Raw genomic sequence first — 21,194 nt, 5'->3', positions numbered from 1 at the left:
GACTTATAACGTCTTTTCCATCTTTATATTTTTTTCTATGTATCCTAACTTCTCATATAAACTTCGTGCTAAGTTATTGTGAGCGAAGACATGAAGCCCTATATCTTTCAATCCGATTTTTTTTGCCAAAATTTCAATCTCTTGCATAGCTTTTTCACCATAACCTTTACCCTGATTTCCTTCCCAAATATTAATACTATAAATAAAACCTTTTTCATTTGTGATTTGAGCGAGCCAGATCACACCAACTTCATTGCTTCCATCACGAATTGTGAATAAATGATTTTTTGGAGTATCCTTTCCTTCAGGCAATAACCTTTCATATTCTTGTGTTGCCTTGCTAAATGCCTCTTTTGGTTCCCAATTACCAGATTTAATTTGTTCATCTGCAAAATGTTTAATTGCAAAACTTAAATACTTTTTAAATTCCTCTGAATTCATTTGGTCTAATCTAACCGTCATTTTCCCCTCTCCCCTATAATTCTTTCTCGCAAATAATTTTTTGAAATAATAAAGATAAATATATAAAATCTTTGACTATACCTTCTATAGTATTACACGGTTTCAAACCACAACATAAGTCCAGATACAGCCAAAACGAAGATTGCACCAAAAAGGAGTAGTGTAAAATGTTCCTTTTTCTTGGTAACAATCATTTCAACAACCTGAACCGCAAAAGATAAACCTAAGGGTAAATACATTCCAAAAAGGAGTAAATTCGGAAAATCAGTTGAATAATCTGAACTTACTAACCCAGAGATAGATAGGAATAGAATCCTAACAGCAAAACAAACAGAAATTAAGCTAAAAAAAACTCTCAAAGACAAAAACAACTTATTACTTCTTCTGTATTTTTCTCGAATCCTGCTTACCATTTTCAACTTTAACTCACCCTATTCCACAAAATGGTTATTAACTTAATTGTAACAAACTATTTTACGTATTATTAGACTTTATTCGAAATGAATATAAAAAAGAAATAGCTATCCTACACAACCTGTAGGATAGCTATTTCTTTTGATATCTTATATATTTACTAATTTGATGAGCTTCAATGTTACTAAATTTATGAAGCAGCCATTCCGCCATCAATACGGTATTGTGAACCGCTGATAAAGCTACTATCATCAGAAGCTAGGAAAAGCACAAGGTTTGCGATATCTTGTGATTCGCCATATCTGCCTAATGGAATTTGTTTTTCTTGGTCTTCTTTTGCTTGCTCTGCATCTTCCGGATTAAATCCTTTTTCTAATGAACGCATCATCCGTGTATTCACTGGGGAAGGATGAATAGAATTAACGCGGACATTATAACTTGCCGCTTCTAATGCTGCGTTTTTTGTCAAACCAATTACGGCATGTTTAGAAGTGACATATGGTGCTACTCCTGGCGTTCCCATCAAACCAGCTACAGAAGAGGTATTAATGACACTACCACTCTCTTGTTTTGACATAATAGGTAGTACGTGTTTTAAGCCTAAGAACATACCACTTACATTTATATTGAGTACTTTATTAAAATCTTCTAATGTTTGGTCAACAATTGGTTTCACTTTTCCTTCAATTCCAGCATTATTAAAGAATATATCGATACTACCTAAAGTATCAACTGTTTCCTTCACATACCTTTTCACATCTTCTTCATCCGTCACGTTAGCCTTAATGGTGATTACTTTTCCATACTGTTGTAAAGATTTTTGTGCTTCATCTAATGCCGCTTGGTCTAAATCGACTAAGGAAACACTAGCGCCTTCTTTAAGAAATGTTTCAGCAGTCGCCACACCGATTCCACCTGCTCCACCTGTTATTAGTGCTGCTTTTCCTTCTAATTTAGCCATTGAAATTTACATCCTTTCTCTATTATGATTGATTTGGTTTCTATTTAACTAAAATAAATATTTATCTACACTCTATGTATTCCACGTGCATTTACAGATAAACTTTATATTTTGTAAAATTTGATTAATAATTGATTATAATAGAATAAAAGTCAATAACGAAAAGGCCAAAATACACATTGTATTTTGGCCCATTTAACTATTTATATTTAATTGAAGAACGATAATTTTATAATCTTCAGTAAAAAGCCTTGAACAAATAAAAATAAAAGCCATCCACATATTCCAAACCCTATCGAAACAAACAATGGTATTGAGTTCTTTAATAGAAAATATACTATTAATAGTAGTATAGCCGTTGCTGGGAAACCCCATAAAACCCCTAATGCAAACTTACTCAAAGTTGTGCTTTGTTCCCCCTGAAAATAAAGCCAGATTATGCTAAGTAAACTTACTAATGGCAATGCTGCAACTACTCCACCATATGTAGGAAATCTTCTTGCTATTTCAGTAACTACTCCTATTACTATTGCGGAAATAACTACTTTCATTATTATGTGCATATTTTTATACCTTCACTTAACGTTCTAAAACCTAACTCTATTAACTGTCTTTCTTCTGAACTAAGAGAAGTTAATACCTTTTTTAATTTCTCTTCATCAAGACTAGTATTACGGTATAGTACGTCCCTACCTTTTACAGTTAGGTTAAGGGTAACTTTTCTTTCATCTAATGGATCCCTTCTCTTTTGAAGATAGCCTTTCTTAATGATTCTTTTGACATTTTCTGAAGCAGTATTATGAGAAACACTTAAAAAATCAGCTAATTCCCCAATACCTATAGAATTATTTTTTTCTATATGCTGAAGTATTCTGATGACCTGATGAGTTATCTTTTCCTGATGAGAAAAATGTAAATGGTAATAAATATCTGTCCAATAGTTATTCAACTCTGCTACGCCTTTCATCTTTTAACCTCCGTTATATCTATTCACAAGAATATATCTTATTATACGATATATTATACAAAGAAAGTACCACTTATTCAAGTGGTATACTAATTACTATTTAATTTTTGTTGAAGCCGCCCTTTGGACGATACCCCGTTAAACTCTTGTCATCCGTTATTTAACTGAAACCAGTAACTTCCCCCATAGTATGTAAATGCCACCTAAAGCAAAATGTTCAGCTGTATAATGATCGGGTTATTGCACAAAGTGAAGTCCAAATACCATAAAATCTCCTAAAAACAACAATAGAAGTAGTAATAATCTCTTAGCTAAAAAGATTCTCTAACTAATCGGTAAATAGATCAAGATCAGATCAACATAGTAATTCGTTTAATTGTTAATTTAAATTAGTCTCTATTTTTATTGAATTTATATACTATTGCTTTGTATATAATATAAACTAGATACATTGCGTAACCTAAAAGGAAGCTAAGGACTACGTTTTTAAAGGTTAAATCCGTACCTTGTTGTGTAATAATGCTCCAAATAAAAGGAATGACCTCCACAGAAAGTGTCAATCCCAACCCTAGAATAGAAGGGGCTACTAAAAATGTAAAAATGAAGGGCTTCATAGATTTTTTGGACATTATACTCTCCTTTTTGAAATTTCGTTGTATGCCTACGTAAAACACTATTTTTTTGATTGGCTCTGTTAAACGTTTTGCTCTAGTTCATTATCTCTTGGTTACTCACCTTCTTGAAATTATTCGTAGTTAAAAATACCTTTCTAGTATTATCTTTCTTGAACAATTTGGGTCCTCTATTCTTTTTCAGTGCGGTTTTGTATGATTGTGTTTCCATTTATGATTTTCGCCCATTGCTCGATTTGATTTTCCTTGTTCAAGTAAAATAGGTATTCCAAATTATCTTCCTCACCATCTTCTACTGGCTTTACCCGATACGTTCTCGTTGCTGCCCACCATGCGTCGTGTGATTGTCTATCTACCACCGTTATATCAAAACCCAATTTCAACTCAATTTCTTGAACTTCCTCGTGTCTGTCAAACGACTGCCATGTGATTATTCCGCCCACCAATAGAAGTACTATTCCTATACCGATAAACTTAATCCATTTAGACCTTCTCGACACTTTACCCGCCACCTTTACTCTAAATTTAATCGTGTTTACCTGTTTCATTATTGAAAAAGATGCAATTTCTTAATCAAGAAAATTTTGTTAGCAAACTATGTTCCTATCATAAAATCAAGCATATAATTGCAACTGCAATAAGGATTGTTGTTAACATACTTTTAACTTTATTTACAAGGAAACCCATCGCCAACGCTTTGCCCCGTTAATTTAACAATGTTCGTATTGTTTGATATTTAGATATCGAATCGAATTACATATAATTCAAATGTTGTTCTCCATGAAAAACTTTTAAAATAATATCTTTAGCAGGAACATTTAACTGCTCGTAGGCTAGCAAAAATTCCTTATTATCATATGGCACTTCTAGAAAAGAAACATCAATTGCACCAGATTTACCTATTTGTAATTTACTATAAGGTACAAATGCCTTTGGTGTACAACCTAGAGAGTTTGGATTTACATACAGTCTATTTTTTGATTTAAAATGATGAATGGCGTGATGATGTCCAAAACAAACAACATCATAATCAGTTCCTTCATAGATCTCTTCAAGTCTTTTTGTACTTGGTTGATTATCAATCTGCAAAAATTCATCTTTTTCATTCAAATGATAATGTAAAAACAGAAAATTTATTTCGTCTAATTTCTCCGTATGCTTTTTTGCGATACTTCGCAATTTAGGGATATATTGTACATCCAATCTAGAGGCAATCCATTCGTGATGTTCTCTTTCCTCTCCGACACTTTCTGGCTCTTTACCGTCGATTATCTTCAATACTTCTTCATCATGATTTCCCATTACAAAAGATATATCTTCACGAGAAAACAACAATTCTAGTACCTTATTAGTTTCGTGACCTATGCCTATTAAATCACCAAGACAAATAATATGTTCTATTTGTTTATCTTTTTCTATATCATCTAAAACGGCTTTCAACGCAGCACTATTACCATGAATATCTGCAATAATAGCTATTACACTATCTTTTTCCATTATATATCCTCCCAATTTATCAGTTGCTAATTATATAAAAAAATATTTCAATCACTCCCAACAGTACGAATAAAAAAGAATAGAAATAATAATATAATTTGCTACTGTTAAGAACATAGTTCTTCCATAATTTCTTAGTCATTTCAAAACCTTTTTTAAAATACTAATTCCCTTGTCACTCTTTAGTAAGAAGTGACCATTTCGTTCAATATAATTGCCATTAATAAACCAATATGTAATTCTTTCAAGAAAGTCATCATTTAATGAATAAGAATTGATTATTCTGCATTATTAAGCCAATAAACTAATGTTGAAATTTTTTCTGCATAATCTCTGATTTCTTTTAATGTTTCAATTACTTGAGTCGTACCCATCATTTGTTCTACTTCATCTGAACACTCAATCCACAAGGAACGCTTTAAATTATATTCAAGCCAACCTAACTTACCTGTAAATCCGTTTTCTAAGACAATAGACCAATCAGTCTGAAATTCTCCATATCTCTTTTTATAACTATTTATAAAAGTTAAAAATCTTTTTTTATCTATACTCCCTATCTCATCTTCAGACCAGTATAGTGCAGTTTCTTGGATTTATGTAACCAGCGGACTCCCAGTCAATTAAAACTGGTTTGTCTTTATTCCATATAATATTTTTTGGATCTAAATCTCTATGACTAATTACTAAGTTTAATGAGAGTACTTTATTTGCTTTGTTTGCTAATGAAGTCCACTCGTAAAGTTTATCAAAATTTTCAAGCAACAGTTCAACCCATTCAGCGTTAGCTTTTTGGCCCTTTTTAATATAATTTTTCCAGTCTATTGATTGTTCATTATTTCTTAGTTCTTTTTTTATGTTAAGTTTCGAAAAATCTGTCGTATGTATTTCAGCGAGTAGAGAACCAATTTTTTCACTATGACTGCAATTAACTGTATTTGGTTTAAGCGTTTTTCCCTTTATCCAATCGAAAATCATACAAAAATGATTATCTATCTTTAGAATAGAGTTACCATTTATTATTTTTGCTGGAGCAGCAGGTACTTTCTTTGATATTAAATTTGCAATTCTTTCTGAATTAATAAAGTTATTCGTTGCATCAGGTCTTATCATAATTTGGGGATTTAACATTTTAACCGCATATTTTCCTTTGTCTGTTTCAATAGCATACATCTTATGCAAAAGACCCCCTGAAATTGACAACGGAAACCCAACCATTTGTCCAAGATTGGAATCTTCACATAACTTCTCAAACACATGAATATCAATCATTTAACTGCTCCACCTTAAAAATTATTCTTCAACTATCCTACTTCGTATGTTGAAAGGTTCCATTTTGATTTTGGTCCTATATAAAAAGATCATTAATTTTGATGACCTTCTTAATTAACTATCACAAATGTTAAGAAAAGTAATTAGCTATAAAGATGATAGCGAGAAAAATAACAAGGTAAAAGATTGTCCATAGCATTGCTTTTGATGGTGCTTTTTCTTTTTCTTCAGTTTTGTATAAAAAGACTCTTGACCACCAAAAAACTACGCCCCCTGCTAGAAGAATTGTCATCTGCCAGCCATAATCACCAGTAGTGATAAGATCGTAAGCAGCCCAGGTAAACAATGCTATTGTATAAAACATAAAAGTGTTTCTAGCAGACTTTAAATTTTGACTTTGTTCTGTTTCATCCGGTTTACGTAATTTCATTTATTTAATTCCTCCTCAAAAACGAATACTATTCTACTGCTACATTAGTAAAAGAAGCGACGATTCTAATTGAACAATTGAAATCTCTTAAGAGAACTAAAACAGCAGATTTTGAACGAGAGTAATGGTTATAATTAATACCGATAAAGAACCTGCAGACAGTAAGGTTATCATTTTTCGCCAATTTATCTCTTTTGAAGGTTTAACAGCCTCTCGAGAAACAGCGATCCAAATCACAACAGAAACTATAGATACTATGGTAATCATATCATTAGACATATTTAATCCCTCCTTGATTTATCCCTTATGAATAAGAAAATTAAAGTTTTACTATTAAAATTAACCGATCGGGCTAAGCCTAGATGATATGAATGAACTAACTATATACTCTCAGGCAAATGATGTTTATACATTTCTACTGCATCACTATGCTCCTTTAAAACATTTATGGTTTTTGGATTTGGTTCTATATAAATAACAGGATAGTCCTTTTCACCATAATTTTCGTTAACTGAAAAAGCCAATTTTTCTTCATCTATTAAAAATTGAGCATCAACACCAGTTTTGTTTCCACGAGCATCTAATCGTATCCATTTTTTAAAAGATTTTAGATAAACAGCATTTAAAGTGTGGAGCGAGTATCCTTTTTCTGGCGTATCAAACAACATCAATCGTTGATAACAGAAACCTGTTGGAATTTGTTGAGATCGTAAAAAAGCTGCTAATAAATTTGATTTTGCATAGCAAATTCCTTCTTTATAATTCAAAACATCTGAAGCATCACAAGTCACTCTTTTCCCCTGAATATCCCAAGAGTGAGATATTTCATCACGTACAAATTCATAAGCAACTTTTGCTTTTTCAACTTCTGTTTGGGTTGAATTAAAAAGCACTTCAATTTTAGCTTTAATGATTGGATTAGAATAATTAACTTCATTTAATTCAAGTAAATAATCTTCTAATTGATCTGACTCACATATCATTTCCATTAACTCCATCCCCCTGATTAAATACCTATTTATAAATATTATTATATGCTAAGTTGAAATTGAATAAAGATGATTTACTATTAAACTATTCTACGTATTATTTCAGCAAAAATAATGATAGCTTGTTCCACTATCGCACAAGTTACTTTGTGTACAGTTTTTAAAATAAGTTATGAAATAGTAATAATCTAATTGTTTGTCTTCAAAGTGGAAAGAGTGCTCCAATCCACAACTTTTTCATATTCCTCTCCATTTGTTTCATAAATGAATTTCAAGCTTTTCGCACTATTTTCCTCTACATTAACTAATTCTGTTTCGATTATTAAAGTTTGTGCTTCAGTAAGGTAATAACCATTCACTTTTCTTTTTTTACCTATCTCATCTCTTCTATAAATACCTGTTTTCTTAGATGAGTCTCCTATATAAAAAGTAGCATTTATTCCTTCTTCATCGGATATATACTCTCATTGACTATTCACAATATGAATTGACTTTAACGAAGTTCCATCTTCCCCTTTCCATTCAAAAGGGGGTTACTATAAAATATTTTGTACTATTTTCAAATGCACTCAAAGATATATTTTCTAAGTTAAACTCTGCTGCATTATCTCTCATTTCGTCGTTTTGACACCCTGCTAATAAAAATAGAATTAGTACAATAAATAAAAAATTCTTCAACATAATTCCTCCTCATCAGTAGCTCTTTTTCGTTAATCACTTAAAAAAGAAATCCTTTTTTCCTTATTGAAGTAAACACTTAATTTTAAGTATTTTATTTATTATCATACTAACATAAATATCCAAATTTTATTGACTCTTATAGTAAATTGTACATAAAATCACAGACATGGTGATGAATAACTCCATGTCTGTGAAAATCGGGTTTTTGTTACGTTATTTTAGTAACTTATTATTTCTATGTTTATCCAAATTAACTTCGTAATGTTATCTATCAGATGTTATTCGTTGCGGCATAATAACGTATCCATTAGCCTTTCTTGATTTTAGAACTTTAATCAGTTGCTCCTTCATGGTAGTATTGCATGTTACTTGCATAAAAACCTCATTCTTACGACTCGCTGTAAGCTTTACTTTATTTTTTTGTAAGGCTAATTCGATTATTAATCCTATGAAGAAACCAGCAATTAAGCCCAGCAAACCCCAAATGACTGGGCCCCAGTACCATATAAAACCATATATCGTTCCCAAAAGCATAAAAATCGTTCCGCTCACCATAGCTCCATCCAGCACACTTCTGCCGTCAACACGATGTAGCGAGTCAATTATATATGTATCGGATTCAACATTTTCTAGAGGCAATGCAACAATATCTTTCGATGGTACTCCTATCGTCTCCATATCATGGATAGCCATCTCCACAAAGGGCGAATGTTCAAATGTGGCAATTAGTTGTAATGTATCGTTTTCTAGCGTGCTTTGTTTTTGTTGTGACAAGTTTTCATCCCTCACTCTAAGGTAACGTATTTGCTCAATATCGTATAATGTATTATTTTCATTTACAGCTACATACGCTTGACAGATGGCAAAAGCGTACAAAGAAGGTAAGAAAAGAAACCACTGCCATTCCACCATTGCAGTTGCACTGTTAAAATCTCCAATTGACGAATAAAACCAGCTACCAATCGTGTTAGCCTTATGAGTAATAAATATCCACCATGCCAAAATAAATGTGCCTGCAATCGTATGACCACTATATAGTTGTCCTAAGCCAGGTGATAACGTTGACCAAACTGCCGCTAACAAAGGGTTCTTCTTAGAAACGATGACTATATCAAAAGCGCTCACAACTGATGGTACGACAGGTGCATCTTCCACTTCGGAGAGAATGTGACTTTTGCTCATTTCAACAGCAGAGTTGTAACTGTCCCAGATACTAAATATGTATGCTCCCATGTATAGTAGAATCCACTCCTCGTTTATGATAGCTTTTGCCTCTTCGAACCTACCAAGCATGGATAAGGCTATACCCATGTTTAGATTAGCCTGCGTGTTTACCACAAGCTCCCAAGCAATCAGAATAAAACCAGGTAAGTACCTACCTAAATAGATATGACCAAACCCTGGGAAAGTAAGCGACCACCAAGCCGCTACCCAAGGAATACGAGGATAAACCGAGTTAGCTCCGAATACAGATAATGCCCCCTTCGCATAGCGAGGTTTTATGATGGCTGACTGAAACTTCTGATGTGGCATAAGTATCCTCTCTTTCGGCTTGAAATCTTTTATAGTATTCCAAAAAATTAACAGTACTATTCATTCTCTCAAAGGTTACCGTTTATGATTAGCTTCTTGATCACATATTGGTGCTCTTATTTAGGTATCTTAAGTTATTAATAGAAACAATACACACGAATCATCTCATCAAAAAAACCACGTATGTTAGATTAATACGTCGCCCTATGGTAAGACTTATCTTGGCATGTTCTGTCAATGTTAATTAAAAAAGCCTGTTCTATTTGCATAGATACAGGCTTTTCTCATGAATTTTTTTTGATCTTTAAACTTTAAACTTGCTGATTAGTTCTTGGAAATCTTCAGCTAAAATTGATAATGAATTTGCTGAAGTCGAAATCTCTTCCATTGAAGCGAGCTGTTCCTCTGCTGAGGCTGCTACATTTTGAGAGTGCATCGAAGTTTCATTGGAAATCTTCGTGATACCAGTAACGGTTGCTGAAACCTCTTGTGTACTTGCAGAAATTTCCTGAGCCGTTGCTGCCATATCCGTTATCTGTTCCGATAACTGTTCCATAAATGTGTAAATTTCTTTGAAGTTTACTTCCGTCTGTTTTACAATCGTTAAGCCTTCTTTTACATCTACTGATACCTTATCAATCGATTCGTTTGAGTGCACCATATCCTCTTGTATTGCTTTGATAAGATTTGAAATTTGTGAGGAAGATATTTGCGACTTTTCAGCTAATTTTCGAACTTCATCCGCAACAACAGCAAATCCCTTCCCATGTTCACCAGCTCTAGCTGCTTCAATTGCTGCATTCAGTGCCAACAGATTAGTTTGTTCTGCTATATTAGAAATGACTTCAGTAATCTCTCCTATTTCTTGAGATCGATTTTCTAATGTTTTCATTACATTACCACTTTGTGTAACAGAAAGACTAATTTCATTAATTTGATTAACAGTATTGTCTACAAACACTCCGCCTTCTTTTGCTTTCTCAGTTGCTTGTGAACTTACATCTGAAATTAATGAAGCACTTTCTGCAATAGCTTGTACCCCCGTATTTACTTCTTCTAAGGATGTCGCACTCTCTTGCACACTGTTAGTTGCACTTTCTGCTCCATTTGCAACTTGTTGGATAGATTCTGTAATCGTTTCTGTAGATTTGCTTGTTTGTTCCGCACTTGTAGTCAATTCCTCAGCTGAAGAAGCAACTAATTCAGAAGTTGAAATGACTTCATCCATCATTGATTTAAGATTAGTAGTCATTTTATTAAAGCTAGTCGCCAAGTCACTTAATTCATCTCCTGCTTGATCATGAATGTCAGATGTGAAATCCCCCTTACCAGCTAATTCAAGTGCACTCGTTATAGTTGAAAGTCTTTTTCTTAATCTTCTAGTAAAGATATATACCAATAGTACCGAAATGCCTATCATAATAGCCAATACTGTTAAAAATTTAACTAAGAATGAATCTAAAATGCTATTAATAATCTTTTCAGATGCACCAACATAAAAAATTCCTATTACTTCCCCTGCTCCATTTTCAATTGGCATATAAGCTGTTTGATAGTTATTTCCTGCTACATCAGCCTCACCATAAAAACTTTCCGCATTAGTGATAACTGTTTCAATAACTTCTGGTGAAGCTTGTGTACCTACAGCACGTTCTCCATCTAACATTACATTAGTTGCAATACGTGTATCGCCTTGAAAGATTGTAACAGTATCCCCAGTATCTTCACCAATTTTATCAACAACATCAAAATTATCATTCATCATTGTTGCACCCTTGTACAATCGATTATTCTGGATTTCCCACTCCCCAGGATATTTGTTATCAATATAGCGATAAGCTAAACTCAAGTCACCTTTCGCTTTTTCAACAGCAAACCCCTTTACACCATCTGTTATTTCACGCGTCACCACAATTCCTATTACTGTAGATAAGATAAGTATAATACCTAAAACGATTAAATTTATTTTTGTAGCTAATTTAAATTGTAATTTCAATTAGTTCACCTCATATTGATAAAATGTATATCTAAAATTTAGTACCTTTCACTTAACTGTTAGTTTTAGAGATGTAAATCATAAACCTTGCTTTTTATAAGAGAGAATGATGTCTATTTTGTATAGAGTGACTATCAAAGTTTTTATTTGAGTCAAGTAGCTCATAGTAATATAAAAATAATGAATTTGATTGATAGGATTTCAACTTATTGTTCAATGGAGGACTAACCCAAGTGTGTTTAGTGTCAATAGGATTTGTTTGATTTGAAATATAAGTAATAAATTCTACTATACTTTCTATTTCTGAAGAGTGATTTTTCATTGAATGGTAGAAGTCATGTTTTCGAACGATAGTTTGCTATCTTAGATACGTTTCTCTGTCTGTCGGTTAAGTACTTATTCGGCACTAGCTGTAATCTGTCATCTTATTTAAAATTCACCTCTTTTACATATGATTTGACTGCCTCTAGCTTCGCATACCCATTTTTAGTTTTCGGAAAAGGCTTTTGCATACAGTAAAACTAATATGATAATACCATGATCAATTACAAAACAACAGATATTATTTCAAATTCCACCAATATTCGACATGAAAACCAATATTTATATAGAAGTAGAAAGTGATAAACATCGAATTCGATGATTAACATACAGAAAGGACGCAATTCTTATTACAGAATTACATCCTATTATGCTCTTACAATGTCGTAATGATTGGTCCTTCTTTTGTTAGAATAATTGTATGTTCATATTGAGCCACATGACTGTCATTTGTTAGGAAGGTCCATCCATCGTCAGATTGGTAAACTTCCTCTTCTAATGTAGAGATAAAAGGTTCAAAGGCAATTACCATTCCATCTCTTAAAATTTCGTCATCCCATCGAGAGAAGTAATTGAAAATATGATCTGGTGCTTCATGAATCGAACGTCCAACACCGTGTCCAGTAAGATTTTTTATCACAGTTAAGTCATGTTGTTTCGCCACGTTGTGTACAGCTTTTCCGAGCGCGCTTTTTTTTGAACCTGGTTTTGCCTTTTCAAGCCCAGCTTCGAATGCTTCTTTAACAACATCACATATTTTCTGCAAAATCACCTCTCCCTGCCCAACAACAAAGGAAATTCCAGTATCTGCAAAATATCCGTTTTTAGAACCTGAAACATCAATATTTACAAGATCCCCTTCTTTAATTGTTCGTCTTCCTGGAATCCCATGTGCTACTTCTTCATTTATGCTAATGCACGTATAACCTGGAAAATCGTATACTCCTTTTGGTGCTGATTGCGCTTCTGCCTTAGCAAACATTTTTCCAGCAATCTCATCTATTTCTTTTGTAGTAATGCCTGGCTTCGTAGAAAGGACTAATTCATCTCGAATTGCCCCACATATTTTACCAATTTCTTTTAATCCATTAAAATCTTCTTCTGTCTTTGCTATCATCGTGTGTCCTCCCTTTTTCAATCCTATATGATTATCATTTCATTTTAGATTCTATCATAATCAGCTTAATCTATCTTTCAAAATATTCATTTGAGGGGGCCATGCTCATTATAAAGTCTTTTTGTTCTTCATCACCCATCTCTTCAGACTGCGTATCAATCATATTGATCTTCATTGTTACGTTTTACTATTCTAATGGTCATTTAATCTGTCACTCCTTTATATAATCAAATACTAAAAATATTAATACTTATTGTATGAATACCTGTATAACTAATGGAGAATATAAGTAATAGATATCATTTTTTGGAGGTAAATATATGGAAGAAAAGAAAAAACAGATAAGATTAACTTCTGCAGAATTAGGACAACTTTGGGCTCAGTACTTAAATGATAGTTCGAGTATATGTATGCTTACCTATTTTTTAGAAAAGGCTGAGGATACAGAGATTAAACCTGTAATTAAACATGCTTTAGAATTATCTGAAGGACATATTAAAAAATTAACAGCTATATTTATTGAAGAAAAAAATACAATTCCTCATGGTTTTAAGGTGGAGGAAGATGTTGATTTAAATGCTCCTAGATTATATACAGATAGTTATGTTTTAAATTTCATTCATAATATGGCTAAGATTTCCCTAACTACCTATTCAGCCGGTTTATCTGTAGCTGTAAGAGCAGATATAACTGATTATTATAAAGAATGTCTTGAAGAAACCATCGGATTATACAAAATGGCTAAGGATTTATTATTAGCAAAAGGACTATATTATCGAGCTCCATATTTCCAAAATTTAGACCGTGTTGAATATGTTAAAAAGCAAAAATTTGTTTGGGATATGTTTGGGGAGAAAAGACCACTAATAGCATTAGAAGCAGCTAATTTATATTCTAATCTCCAAAGAAATGCATTAGGAGCAGCTACTTTAATCGGGTTTAGTCAAGTGGCTCAAGACAAGGATGTTAAACAGTTTTTGATAAGAGGCTTAGAGATTGCAAACCAACATGTTAAATCATTTGCAAAAAAATTAGAAGAAAGCTACTTAACTGTTCCAATGACTTGGGTAACAGAAACAACAAATAGTACAACATATGCCTTTTCCGACAAACTCATGATGTTTTATACATCTGCTCTAATAGCTTTGAGTGTTGGGTACTATGGTACGGGGGTTGCCCAAAGTCCTAGAGTGGATTTAGGAATAATGTATAACAAATTATCACTACAAATTCAGCTCTACTCTGAGGATGCCTCTAATATCCTGATTAAAAATAGATGGCTTGAACAACCTCCAATGGCGTCAGACAGGGATGAGTTAGCGAGAAAGAATAATCAAAGTATTTAATATAGATATGGATAAAGAAAGCAATTATCTAATCTTGTAACAGCTCAACCCCTAGATAATCGTAAAATGATGGAAATTCGTGGTGGGAAAGTAGAAGGAAACTTAATACACTTCAAAGAGTCTTTGGTATGACATTAGTAAGTCTTGCATTTTTGCTAATTCTTAGCGCTTTTGGTTTGGTTAAGGTTGGTGGGCCTAGCACATAAACATCTTTAGATAGGTAAAGTAAATCAGTTTACATCAAATAAACTTGGATATAATAACCTAATACGGAGTAAAACAAAGCAAATTTGCGTTATATCCTTGGAAATTACCTCAATCTCTACTGTTCATTCTATATCGACAGTATTAATAGTATAAGCTGTTTGAATAATACAACAAAGAAGAGGTATAATTTAAAATAGTTCGTTTTATCGGTGACTTCATATGCTTTTTACTGTTTGAGGCATAATACATTGAAGACAACTATGATGAATTGCTACATATCTAAAATTGTAGCAAAAGAAACTAGAGGAGTGTATTATATATGTTTAGTTGGAAAAAGATCGGGGTTATTACTAGTTTATCTTTATCTCTTGTAGTCGCTGGGTGTGGCCAAGAGGAGTCAAATGAGACGACTAATGTAAGTGAGGATTTGGAATATACAATTACTGGTATTGAACCAGGTGCAGGACAAACAGAGACAAATGAGACGGCTATAGCTGAATATGAAAGTCTTGCTGGCTGGGAACAAGAAACGTCTTCAGCAGCTGCTATGCTAACAGCTTTAGGTGATGCGATTGATAACGAAGAACCCATTGTTGTCGCTGCATGGTCACCTCACTATATGTTTGCTAAATACGATATAAAGTATTTAGAAGATCCTAATCTTGTCTTCGGTGAGGCAGAACACATTACAACAATCGTAAGGAATGGCTTGGAAGAAGACATGCCTGGTGCGTATACGATTCTTGATAGACTATACTGGGAACTACCAGTATTAGAAGAAGCCTTACTTGATGCACAAGAAATGGACTTTGATTTTGAAACAGTAGCCCAAGAATGGGTCGATGAGAATTCCGAAATAGTTGCAGAATGGACAGAAGGGGTAGAACCTGTTGATGGTGAGTCAATTGATTTAGTTTTAACTCCTTGGGATGCAGAAAGCTTCACGACGAATGTAGCTAAAATTGTATTTGAACAACAAGGTTACGATGTTAATCTTACACCAGTTGATCCATCTATTATGTTTGAAGCAATCGCATCAGGTGATTCCGACGCTTCTCTTTCTCCATGGATGCCTGCAACACATGGTGCATTCTATGAAGAGTATGAAGGTCAATTTGTAGACTTAGGTGCAAACGTGGAAGGCGCTCGAATCGGTTTAGCTGTACCAAGCTATATGGATATTGAATCGATTGAAGATCTTGAACCTGCAGAGTAAGCACACTGCATACTAAAAAAAATGCTCCCCTTTAAAGTAGCTTGACTACTAAAGGGGAGCATTTTTTTATTTACAAATTTAATCAAGAAGGTGAATTTCATCATCAACGTGAATATCGCCTGTTTTTATTACAGAAGCATAAACACCAAAATTATTGTTATTCTCTTTTATCACTGTTTTATGTAAACTCGCATCTCTTTCTGAATTATCAGGATCAACAGTAATGATCATGCACCTTTTACAATGTCCAACGAATTCCATTTCCACTTCATTCCCTATTTTAATACGTCGGCCTATCCATTCTTCTTCAATGAAAGGTTTCTTTTCCTTTAATGAAATAAATAAATTAGGACGAAACCTTCTCAAATCAATTTCATCTTTGCCCCATAATTCATTCAACTTATTTAATGACGCATCTGTTGCAAGTAAAACATGTTCTACTGCAATTGGACCAATTGGTACATCTACTGGCGTATATTTCTTAGTAGAGATTCTTCGATTAGACTTGTCTTCCATTTCTTTAATTAATGCTTGATCTTCCCAATCAAAAACCTTTCCCTCAGGTGTGGTTATTTCAACTTTAGGATATGCGTCCATTGATTCTTCGCCCACAAAACGCGCCCTATATCTTACCATTTCTTGAAACTTTGTAATGGTTAAAAAATTGCCATTCTTTGTTTCATCTACATAAGTGTGACTACGGTCTCCGTACAAACCATAAGCCATTATCTTAGATTGTTTGACACTTTCTCCACGAAAAGATTTTATCGGATGACGCACAATTTCTTTCATATGACCGATTAACACTTCAATCACTCCAATATTAGTTGTCTCTACAGTAAGTTTAACAGAGCCAATACCTCAACTCTACTCTAAGGCGACAATTAACGATGAAATCAATAAAATAAAATGAATTTAAACCAGGGCATATTTTTTAAAACTATTATAAATGCCACCCTCATTGTGTGTATCAGTAATATCGTTGGCAATTTTTTTAACAGCATCTTTTGCATTTCCCATTGCAATACCATATTGAACAAATTCAAGCATTTCTATATCGTTTAATCCATCCCCATATGCGAAAGTATCTTTTTTATCAATTTTTAAATGCTCAAGAAGCTTTTCAATCGCTGTTGCCTTGTGAATGCCTGGAATAGATAGTTCACCACTATTTTCACCAAATACAGGAACTGTGCTAGGAATAATAGTGAATTTCGAGCCGAATTCCTCGCTGATTATCTCAATAGGTACATCAGACCCTAAAAAGGAGATTTTATTAATATCTTCTCTTAGTAAGTCTTCGCCTTCTATAAGGGCATCATGAAAAGGCTGTATCCCTTTCTCAACTTCTTGTTTCGCCTCATGATTTTCCTTAAGCGTTTTTTCAATAATGGAACGAATTCGCTTTTTACAGTTTTTACTTGCAAATAACCCACCATTTGATTCTAAATAAAAATCAATTTCATGTTGGTTAAAAAACTTTATAAGATGCTTTACATCCTCTGTCTTCAGTCTTTCATGCAATATAACTTCTTCATCAACTTCAATATAGCCTCCCGCAGCACCAATAATACCATCAAAGCCTATCTCTAATATTTCAAGAAATAGTTCAGCTTTAGAACGACCTGTACAGATAAAGACTAAATGTCCATTTTTTCTTGCCTCTCGAACTGCAAGCTTAGCCGATTCTGGTATTACACCATTTTCATTAACAAGTGTTCCATCAATATCCATAAAAATAACATTTCTCATGATACACCTTCTTTAACATTTTTTAAAATTACAGCAATGGGAAGTAGGATACGGTTCTTTGCTTCCAATCACTCGCCTATATTTTCTTTGGCTTTTTCAATTATAATTTTTTCACTTACAGTTATTAATAAACACAGTATTGAAAATATGAAAACTAGAAGCGGCGATAATTGAATCTCTTCAATGAATAAATGGTAGATAGGTATACATAAGATTAAAACTCCAATTGTACGTTTTATTATCCTGAAGGTCTTCAAGCTCTCACCCCCTTGATACATCTTCTTTCTTTCAAAACTTTTAGGTGAAATATCCATTTAAATTGAATACGAAAAACTAAATCATATTTGACGACAATATCTTAGGGTTATATATTTTTCTTCCTCTAGATTACCATATCCGTACTGTTCATTTTTGAAAATAAAGCCTTTTGCTTCATAGAATGGAATTCCTTTTTGGTTTCCCTTCGCCACAGACACCCATTGTTCAGTTGCATGAAACACTTCTTTTTGTTGCTCTGTTAGGGCATCTAATAACATCATGCCAATCCCTTCGTTACGTCTATTAGGATTTAGGTATAGAACAAATACTTCCCCAATCGTATCGTTAGTCATTCCTCCACCAATTGCACCAACTACTTCGTTATCTTCCATAGCAACGAAGTAGCCGCCCCAATCTCTGCTCGTTTCAGTAACTTCATTTATTATTCTTTTATGATTATAGAACTCTTTTATGATTCTTTTAATATATGCTTCACTACGAATATCTCTATAGGTTTCCCAATATCCATCACTACAAACTTTTGCAATACCAGATACGTGACTTATATCTGCCTTCATTATATTTATCATCCTATTTGCCCACCTTCCCCCAAAAAAACCTTTACATATATATTAGACATAAATTCTCTTAAAAGTAGTTTAGGCCTTCGTTTATTCTTTCTATTTTCTAGTAAATTAACTTATACATCTTATATTAACCAGACATATACTATTATTGCAAGTGATCATATTTGCTTGTAAAGGAGGGATAATCTTGGCCTTACAACTAATGAAACTCGCAATAACAGCCTCAACAGATGTAACTGTTGAACCATCACCTGAAAGATTTTTTTATGTGACGGATTCTGAAACCGCTGCTGATGCAACTTTATCTATCGATGCAGCAGACTTTTTTGGAGATGATGGTTCGGAAGTAACTGAATTACCTGAACTAGCAACTGATAACAGTTATTTTAACGTTTATATCAATGGTGTCTTGCAAATGCAGGGGAATGCAACTTATACACCAGGTGCTACCGGAACTGGTTCACTTGATTTCACCGTCCCAACAGGTGCTGATCCAATCTTAACTAATTCACCAGTTGTAATCGAAGTAATAAATTATACTCCAAGTACAACTACAGATGTTGCAACATAAAATATGTTCATAAAAAAAGTAGCACAAATAATAATGTGCTACTTTTTTAATAAACGGTGATGAATTGTATAATAATTAAGGATCTTTTAATAGGTATATCTTCTGTTTTTAGTATCAATTTCCCTGCTTCAATTTGATAATTTACTGGTGCTTGAAGAACCCCGTTAATGAATAAGTTAATATAAGAAACATCTTCTGGATTTAAGATACCTTTATCTCCATATTTGGTAATCTCATCACTATTCTTATATACTTTTTTAACACCATCTGAATATGCATTGTATTGATAAGTCTCCACTTTTCGTTTCAAAGGTGAAAATTTTAAATTAATATTGTGTTTGGTTATTGTTTTAACTGTATCATAGACTCGTGGAACAGTTATATAGTGTTTATTCTTTTGAATTGATTCCACTTTTGATACTCCTCACATTTAAATTAATTATATTTATAATTTATGTAAGCAATTAATACTTGTGTAGTGAAGAGACCCCTACTATGATAAGATGTATTGTGGATTGTTCTAAGTGATAACGACAATCTCTTGTCAGTGATTGTCATTAAGACACATATTATTTTGCAGTCATCACAATAAGCAATGCAAAGTACCACATAAGCATAGTGAATGATACTGTCAGCAATAAAGTATTATATGTAGTTGCCTCATCATTCTTCACTTTTGTTATAATTGATACTAAGTTTAGACAAAAGACAATAGTCAATATTGGTAAAACATAAAAACCAAGTATCGCAACAACTTCCATCTGTATCACTCCCCTTATAGTCAACTTAGATCATAGCTTTATTAACATAACTCCGTATAATTAAGAAGAAAATTTCTAAAGACTATTTATCGCTTCGATTATATTCCTTCTGGTAGTGGATAAACTATTACCACTCACTGCTATTTTTTCAGCTTTTTCAGTAAAAAATTCTGCGAAATTTTGCTCTTCGTATCTTGGAACAACATGCATATGGAAATGGGTTAATTCATCAAAAATCCCACCATTTTGACATATAGTAATACCATCAGGTTTATAAAGTTCCTTCATTACCTTAGTGATAATTTTCGCAGACTTCATTATTGAATTTGCTGTATTATCGTCAAGTTCATCATAGTATCTTATATGATTTTTAGGTAAAATTAAAATATGTCCTTCATTGTAAGGGTCATGGTCCAAGAAACAACAAACATAGTTATCCTCTAATACTACATAGGCTTGTTCCAGTTTATTTGCTAAATTACAACCTAAACAGTCCACCTTATCACAACCTTCATTCTAATATCGCTCTATTAAAAATTCAGAAACTCAAGTTTCTCATAGATCTAAACAGTTAAAATAACGCGAATTTCAACACTCATTATATGAATAACTGTGTTATCATTTATCTAGTTCATTTAATTTATATTTTACAATTTTAGCATACTTTGGATTAAAAAGGTCGAAGCAAGGGACAGTTCTTTGCTTCCATTAAAAGAAATGAATCGAAATCTCAAGGAACATTTTTATATTATTATGGGAATTATCGAAGGGTTCAAGTTGAGGTTCATTATTTGCATTCTAATTATTTCTTCTAATTATTAAATATGGTATAATTTAACTAAGGTCATTATATACTAATAAACCATAGCGTTAACTGTAGTTTATAGATAAGCGGTTCCCCCAGGGGATCGGCTATCGGGTTTTCGATAGACCTCATCTAGTCACTTGTGGGTAAATAGGGAGGTATATTTTCTATTGATCGTTACGATCAATGCGAGTAGTGCAATCAAGAAGATGCCAAAACCAAACAGCAGCCTAAAACTTTCATACATACCCATAGGCATCACCCCCTCTCAAATGGGGTTAGCCGGAACATTTTGATATTATCATGGAAATTATCGAAGCGATAAAATTGAGGTTCATTATTTGCATTCTAATTATTTCTTGTATTTAATAAATATGGTATAATTTATTTAAGATCATTATATACTAATAAACCACAGCGCT

27 protein-coding genes and 1 pseudogene are annotated in these 21,194 nt (G+C 33.0%); 4 read left to right on the top strand and 24 right to left on the bottom strand.

From position 1 onward, the window contains the following. Positions 1 to 3 precede the first annotated feature (3 nt). The 17 genes from DM447_RS06520 to map form a co-directional block, all read right to left on the bottom strand. Positions 4 to 462 carry a GNAT family N-acetyltransferase gene (locus DM447_RS06520; RefSeq protein WP_112180443.1) on the bottom strand — a complete coding sequence of 153 codons (459 nt, stop codon included), beginning with the start codon at positions 460 to 462 and terminating at the stop codon, positions 4 to 6. Between the two features lie 92 nt (positions 463 to 554). Then, entirely contained in the window at positions 555 to 701 is a 147-nt protein-coding gene (locus tag DM447_RS18335; protein WP_162632610.1) for a hypothetical protein, read from the bottom strand. 365 nt (positions 702 to 1,066) lie between these two features. Beyond that, a complete protein-coding gene (locus tag DM447_RS06510) occupies positions 1,067 to 1,837 on the bottom strand; it encodes an SDR family NAD(P)-dependent oxidoreductase (protein WP_112180441.1) in 771 nt (256 codons plus the stop codon). A gap of 209 nt (positions 1,838 to 2,046) precedes the next feature. Continuing rightward, positions 2,047 to 2,400, bottom strand: coding sequence for a DUF3147 family protein (locus DM447_RS06505; RefSeq protein ID WP_112180440.1), 354 nt, complete (start codon positions 2,398 to 2,400; stop codon positions 2,047 to 2,049). Beyond that, the gene (locus DM447_RS06500) at positions 2,391 to 2,804 is read right to left on the bottom strand and encodes a MarR family winged helix-turn-helix transcriptional regulator (RefSeq protein WP_112180439.1); all 414 of its coding nucleotides are present in this window, start codon (positions 2,802 to 2,804) and stop codon (positions 2,391 to 2,393) included. The genes DM447_RS06505 and DM447_RS06500 overlap by 10 nt, the downstream gene beginning before the upstream one ends. A gap of 802 nt (positions 2,805 to 3,606) precedes the next feature. Beyond that, a complete protein-coding gene (locus DM447_RS06490) occupies positions 3,607 to 3,936 on the bottom strand; it encodes a hypothetical protein (RefSeq protein ID WP_112180437.1) in 330 nt (109 codons plus the stop codon). A 253-nt stretch (positions 3,937 to 4,189) separates the two neighbouring features. Further along, positions 4,190 to 4,933, bottom strand: coding sequence for a metallophosphoesterase family protein (locus DM447_RS06485; protein WP_112180436.1), 744 nt, complete (start codon positions 4,931 to 4,933; stop codon positions 4,190 to 4,192). 278 nt (positions 4,934 to 5,211) lie between these two features. Further along, positions 5,212 to 5,343, bottom strand: a complete 132-nt coding sequence (locus tag DM447_RS18740; protein ID WP_338418773.1) for a hypothetical protein — start codon at positions 5,341 to 5,343, stop codon at positions 5,212 to 5,214. Positions 5,344 to 5,497: 154 nt separating this feature from the next. Continuing rightward, positions 5,498 to 6,202, bottom strand: coding sequence for a phosphotransferase (locus DM447_RS06480; RefSeq protein ID WP_338418772.1), 705 nt, complete (start codon positions 6,200 to 6,202; stop codon positions 5,498 to 5,500). A gap of 130 nt (positions 6,203 to 6,332) precedes the next feature. Further along, positions 6,333 to 6,632, bottom strand: coding sequence for a hypothetical protein (locus DM447_RS06475; protein WP_241964569.1), 300 nt, complete (start codon positions 6,630 to 6,632; stop codon positions 6,333 to 6,335). A gap of 96 nt (positions 6,633 to 6,728) precedes the next feature. Beyond that, positions 6,729 to 6,911, bottom strand: coding sequence for a hypothetical protein (locus tag DM447_RS06470; RefSeq protein WP_112180435.1), 183 nt, complete (start codon positions 6,909 to 6,911; stop codon positions 6,729 to 6,731). 101 nt (positions 6,912 to 7,012) lie between these two features. Further along, on the bottom strand, positions 7,013 to 7,621 hold the full coding sequence (locus DM447_RS06465; protein ID WP_112180434.1) for a transglutaminase-like domain-containing protein: 609 nt from the start codon (positions 7,619 to 7,621) through the stop codon (positions 7,013 to 7,015). Positions 7,622 to 7,809: 188 nt separating this feature from the next. After that, on the bottom strand, positions 7,810 to 7,980 hold the full coding sequence (locus tag DM447_RS18330) for a hypothetical protein (RefSeq protein WP_162632608.1): 171 nt from the start codon (positions 7,978 to 7,980) through the stop codon (positions 7,810 to 7,812). 163 nt (positions 7,981 to 8,143) lie between these two features. Then, entirely contained in the window at positions 8,144 to 8,299 is a 156-nt protein-coding gene (locus tag DM447_RS18325) for a hypothetical protein (RefSeq protein ID WP_157967356.1), read from the bottom strand. A gap of 267 nt (positions 8,300 to 8,566) precedes the next feature. Continuing rightward, positions 8,567 to 9,835 (bottom strand): hypothetical protein, encoded by a 1,269-nt coding sequence (locus DM447_RS06460; RefSeq protein WP_112180433.1) that lies wholly within the window; start codon positions 9,833 to 9,835, stop codon positions 8,567 to 8,569. Between the two features lie 304 nt (positions 9,836 to 10,139). Then, positions 10,140 to 11,831 (bottom strand): methyl-accepting chemotaxis protein, encoded by a 1,692-nt coding sequence (locus DM447_RS06455; RefSeq protein ID WP_112180432.1) that lies wholly within the window; start codon positions 11,829 to 11,831, stop codon positions 10,140 to 10,142. Positions 11,832 to 12,528: 697 nt separating this feature from the next. Beyond that, a complete protein-coding gene (gene map, locus DM447_RS06450; protein ID WP_112180431.1) occupies positions 12,529 to 13,269 on the bottom strand; it encodes a type I methionyl aminopeptidase in 741 nt (246 codons plus the stop codon). A gap of 320 nt (positions 13,270 to 13,589) precedes the next feature. Here map and DM447_RS06445 point away from each other — a divergent pair, with 320 nt between their 5' ends. From DM447_RS06445 to DM447_RS06435, 3 genes and pseudogenes are all read left to right on the top strand, one after another. Next, complete coding sequence (locus DM447_RS06445) at positions 13,590 to 14,615, top strand: DUF3231 family protein (protein WP_112180430.1); 1,026 nt, start codon at positions 13,590 to 13,592, stop codon at positions 14,613 to 14,615. Positions 14,616 to 14,716: 101 nt separating this feature from the next. Next, positions 14,717 to 14,821, top strand: a pseudogene (locus DM447_RS18820) (multidrug resistance efflux transporter family protein); the annotation flags it as partial. Between the two features lie 320 nt (positions 14,822 to 15,141). After that, entirely contained in the window at positions 15,142 to 16,038 is an 897-nt protein-coding gene (locus DM447_RS06435; protein ID WP_112180429.1) for a glycine betaine ABC transporter substrate-binding protein, read from the top strand. Positions 16,039 to 16,116: 78 nt separating this feature from the next. Here the strand turns inward: DM447_RS06435 and DM447_RS06430 are convergent, their stop codons facing one another. The 3 genes from DM447_RS06430 to DM447_RS06415 all read right to left on the bottom strand — a co-directional run bounded on the left by DM447_RS06430 (position 16,117) and on the right by DM447_RS06415 (position 18,638). After that, entirely contained in the window at positions 16,117 to 16,845 is a 729-nt protein-coding gene (locus tag DM447_RS06430) for an MOSC domain-containing protein (RefSeq protein ID WP_112180428.1), read from the bottom strand. Between the two features lie 108 nt (positions 16,846 to 16,953). Beyond that, a complete protein-coding gene (locus DM447_RS06425) occupies positions 16,954 to 17,790 on the bottom strand; it encodes a Cof-type HAD-IIB family hydrolase (RefSeq protein WP_112180427.1) in 837 nt (278 codons plus the stop codon). 338 nt (positions 17,791 to 18,128) lie between these two features. After that, a complete protein-coding gene (locus DM447_RS06415) occupies positions 18,129 to 18,638 on the bottom strand; it encodes a GNAT family N-acetyltransferase (protein ID WP_112180425.1) in 510 nt (169 codons plus the stop codon). A gap of 184 nt (positions 18,639 to 18,822) precedes the next feature. Between DM447_RS06415 and DM447_RS06410 the strand changes: the two genes are divergently transcribed. After that, a complete protein-coding gene (locus tag DM447_RS06410) occupies positions 18,823 to 19,206 on the top strand; it encodes a DUF4183 domain-containing protein (protein ID WP_112180424.1) in 384 nt (127 codons plus the stop codon). 46 nt (positions 19,207 to 19,252) lie between these two features. Here DM447_RS06410 and DM447_RS06405 read toward each other — a convergent pair whose 3' ends face one another. From DM447_RS06405 to DM447_RS18485, 4 genes are all read right to left on the bottom strand, one after another. Next, positions 19,253 to 19,618 carry a DUF4183 domain-containing protein gene (locus tag DM447_RS06405; protein ID WP_112180423.1) on the bottom strand — a complete coding sequence of 122 codons (366 nt, stop codon included), beginning with the start codon at positions 19,616 to 19,618 and terminating at the stop codon, positions 19,253 to 19,255. A gap of 157 nt (positions 19,619 to 19,775) precedes the next feature. Next, a complete protein-coding gene (locus DM447_RS06400; RefSeq protein ID WP_112180422.1) occupies positions 19,776 to 19,967 on the bottom strand; it encodes a hypothetical protein in 192 nt (63 codons plus the stop codon). 75 nt (positions 19,968 to 20,042) lie between these two features. After that, the gene (locus DM447_RS06395; protein ID WP_112180421.1) at positions 20,043 to 20,465 is read right to left on the bottom strand and encodes an HIT family protein; all 423 of its coding nucleotides are present in this window, start codon (positions 20,463 to 20,465) and stop codon (positions 20,043 to 20,045) included. A 443-nt stretch (positions 20,466 to 20,908) separates the two neighbouring features. Beyond that, complete coding sequence (locus tag DM447_RS18485) at positions 20,909 to 21,019, bottom strand: putative holin-like toxin (RefSeq protein ID WP_232824209.1); 111 nt, start codon at positions 21,017 to 21,019, stop codon at positions 20,909 to 20,911. Between the last annotated feature and the right edge of the window lie 175 nt (positions 21,020 to 21,194).

The sequence above is a fragment of the Paraliobacillus zengyii genome (assembly GCF_003268595.1).
Lineage (GTDB): Bacteria > Bacillota > Bacilli > Bacillales > Amphibacillaceae > Paraliobacillus_A > Paraliobacillus_A zengyii.
This window is presented reverse-complemented; position numbering and strand designations above follow the sequence as displayed.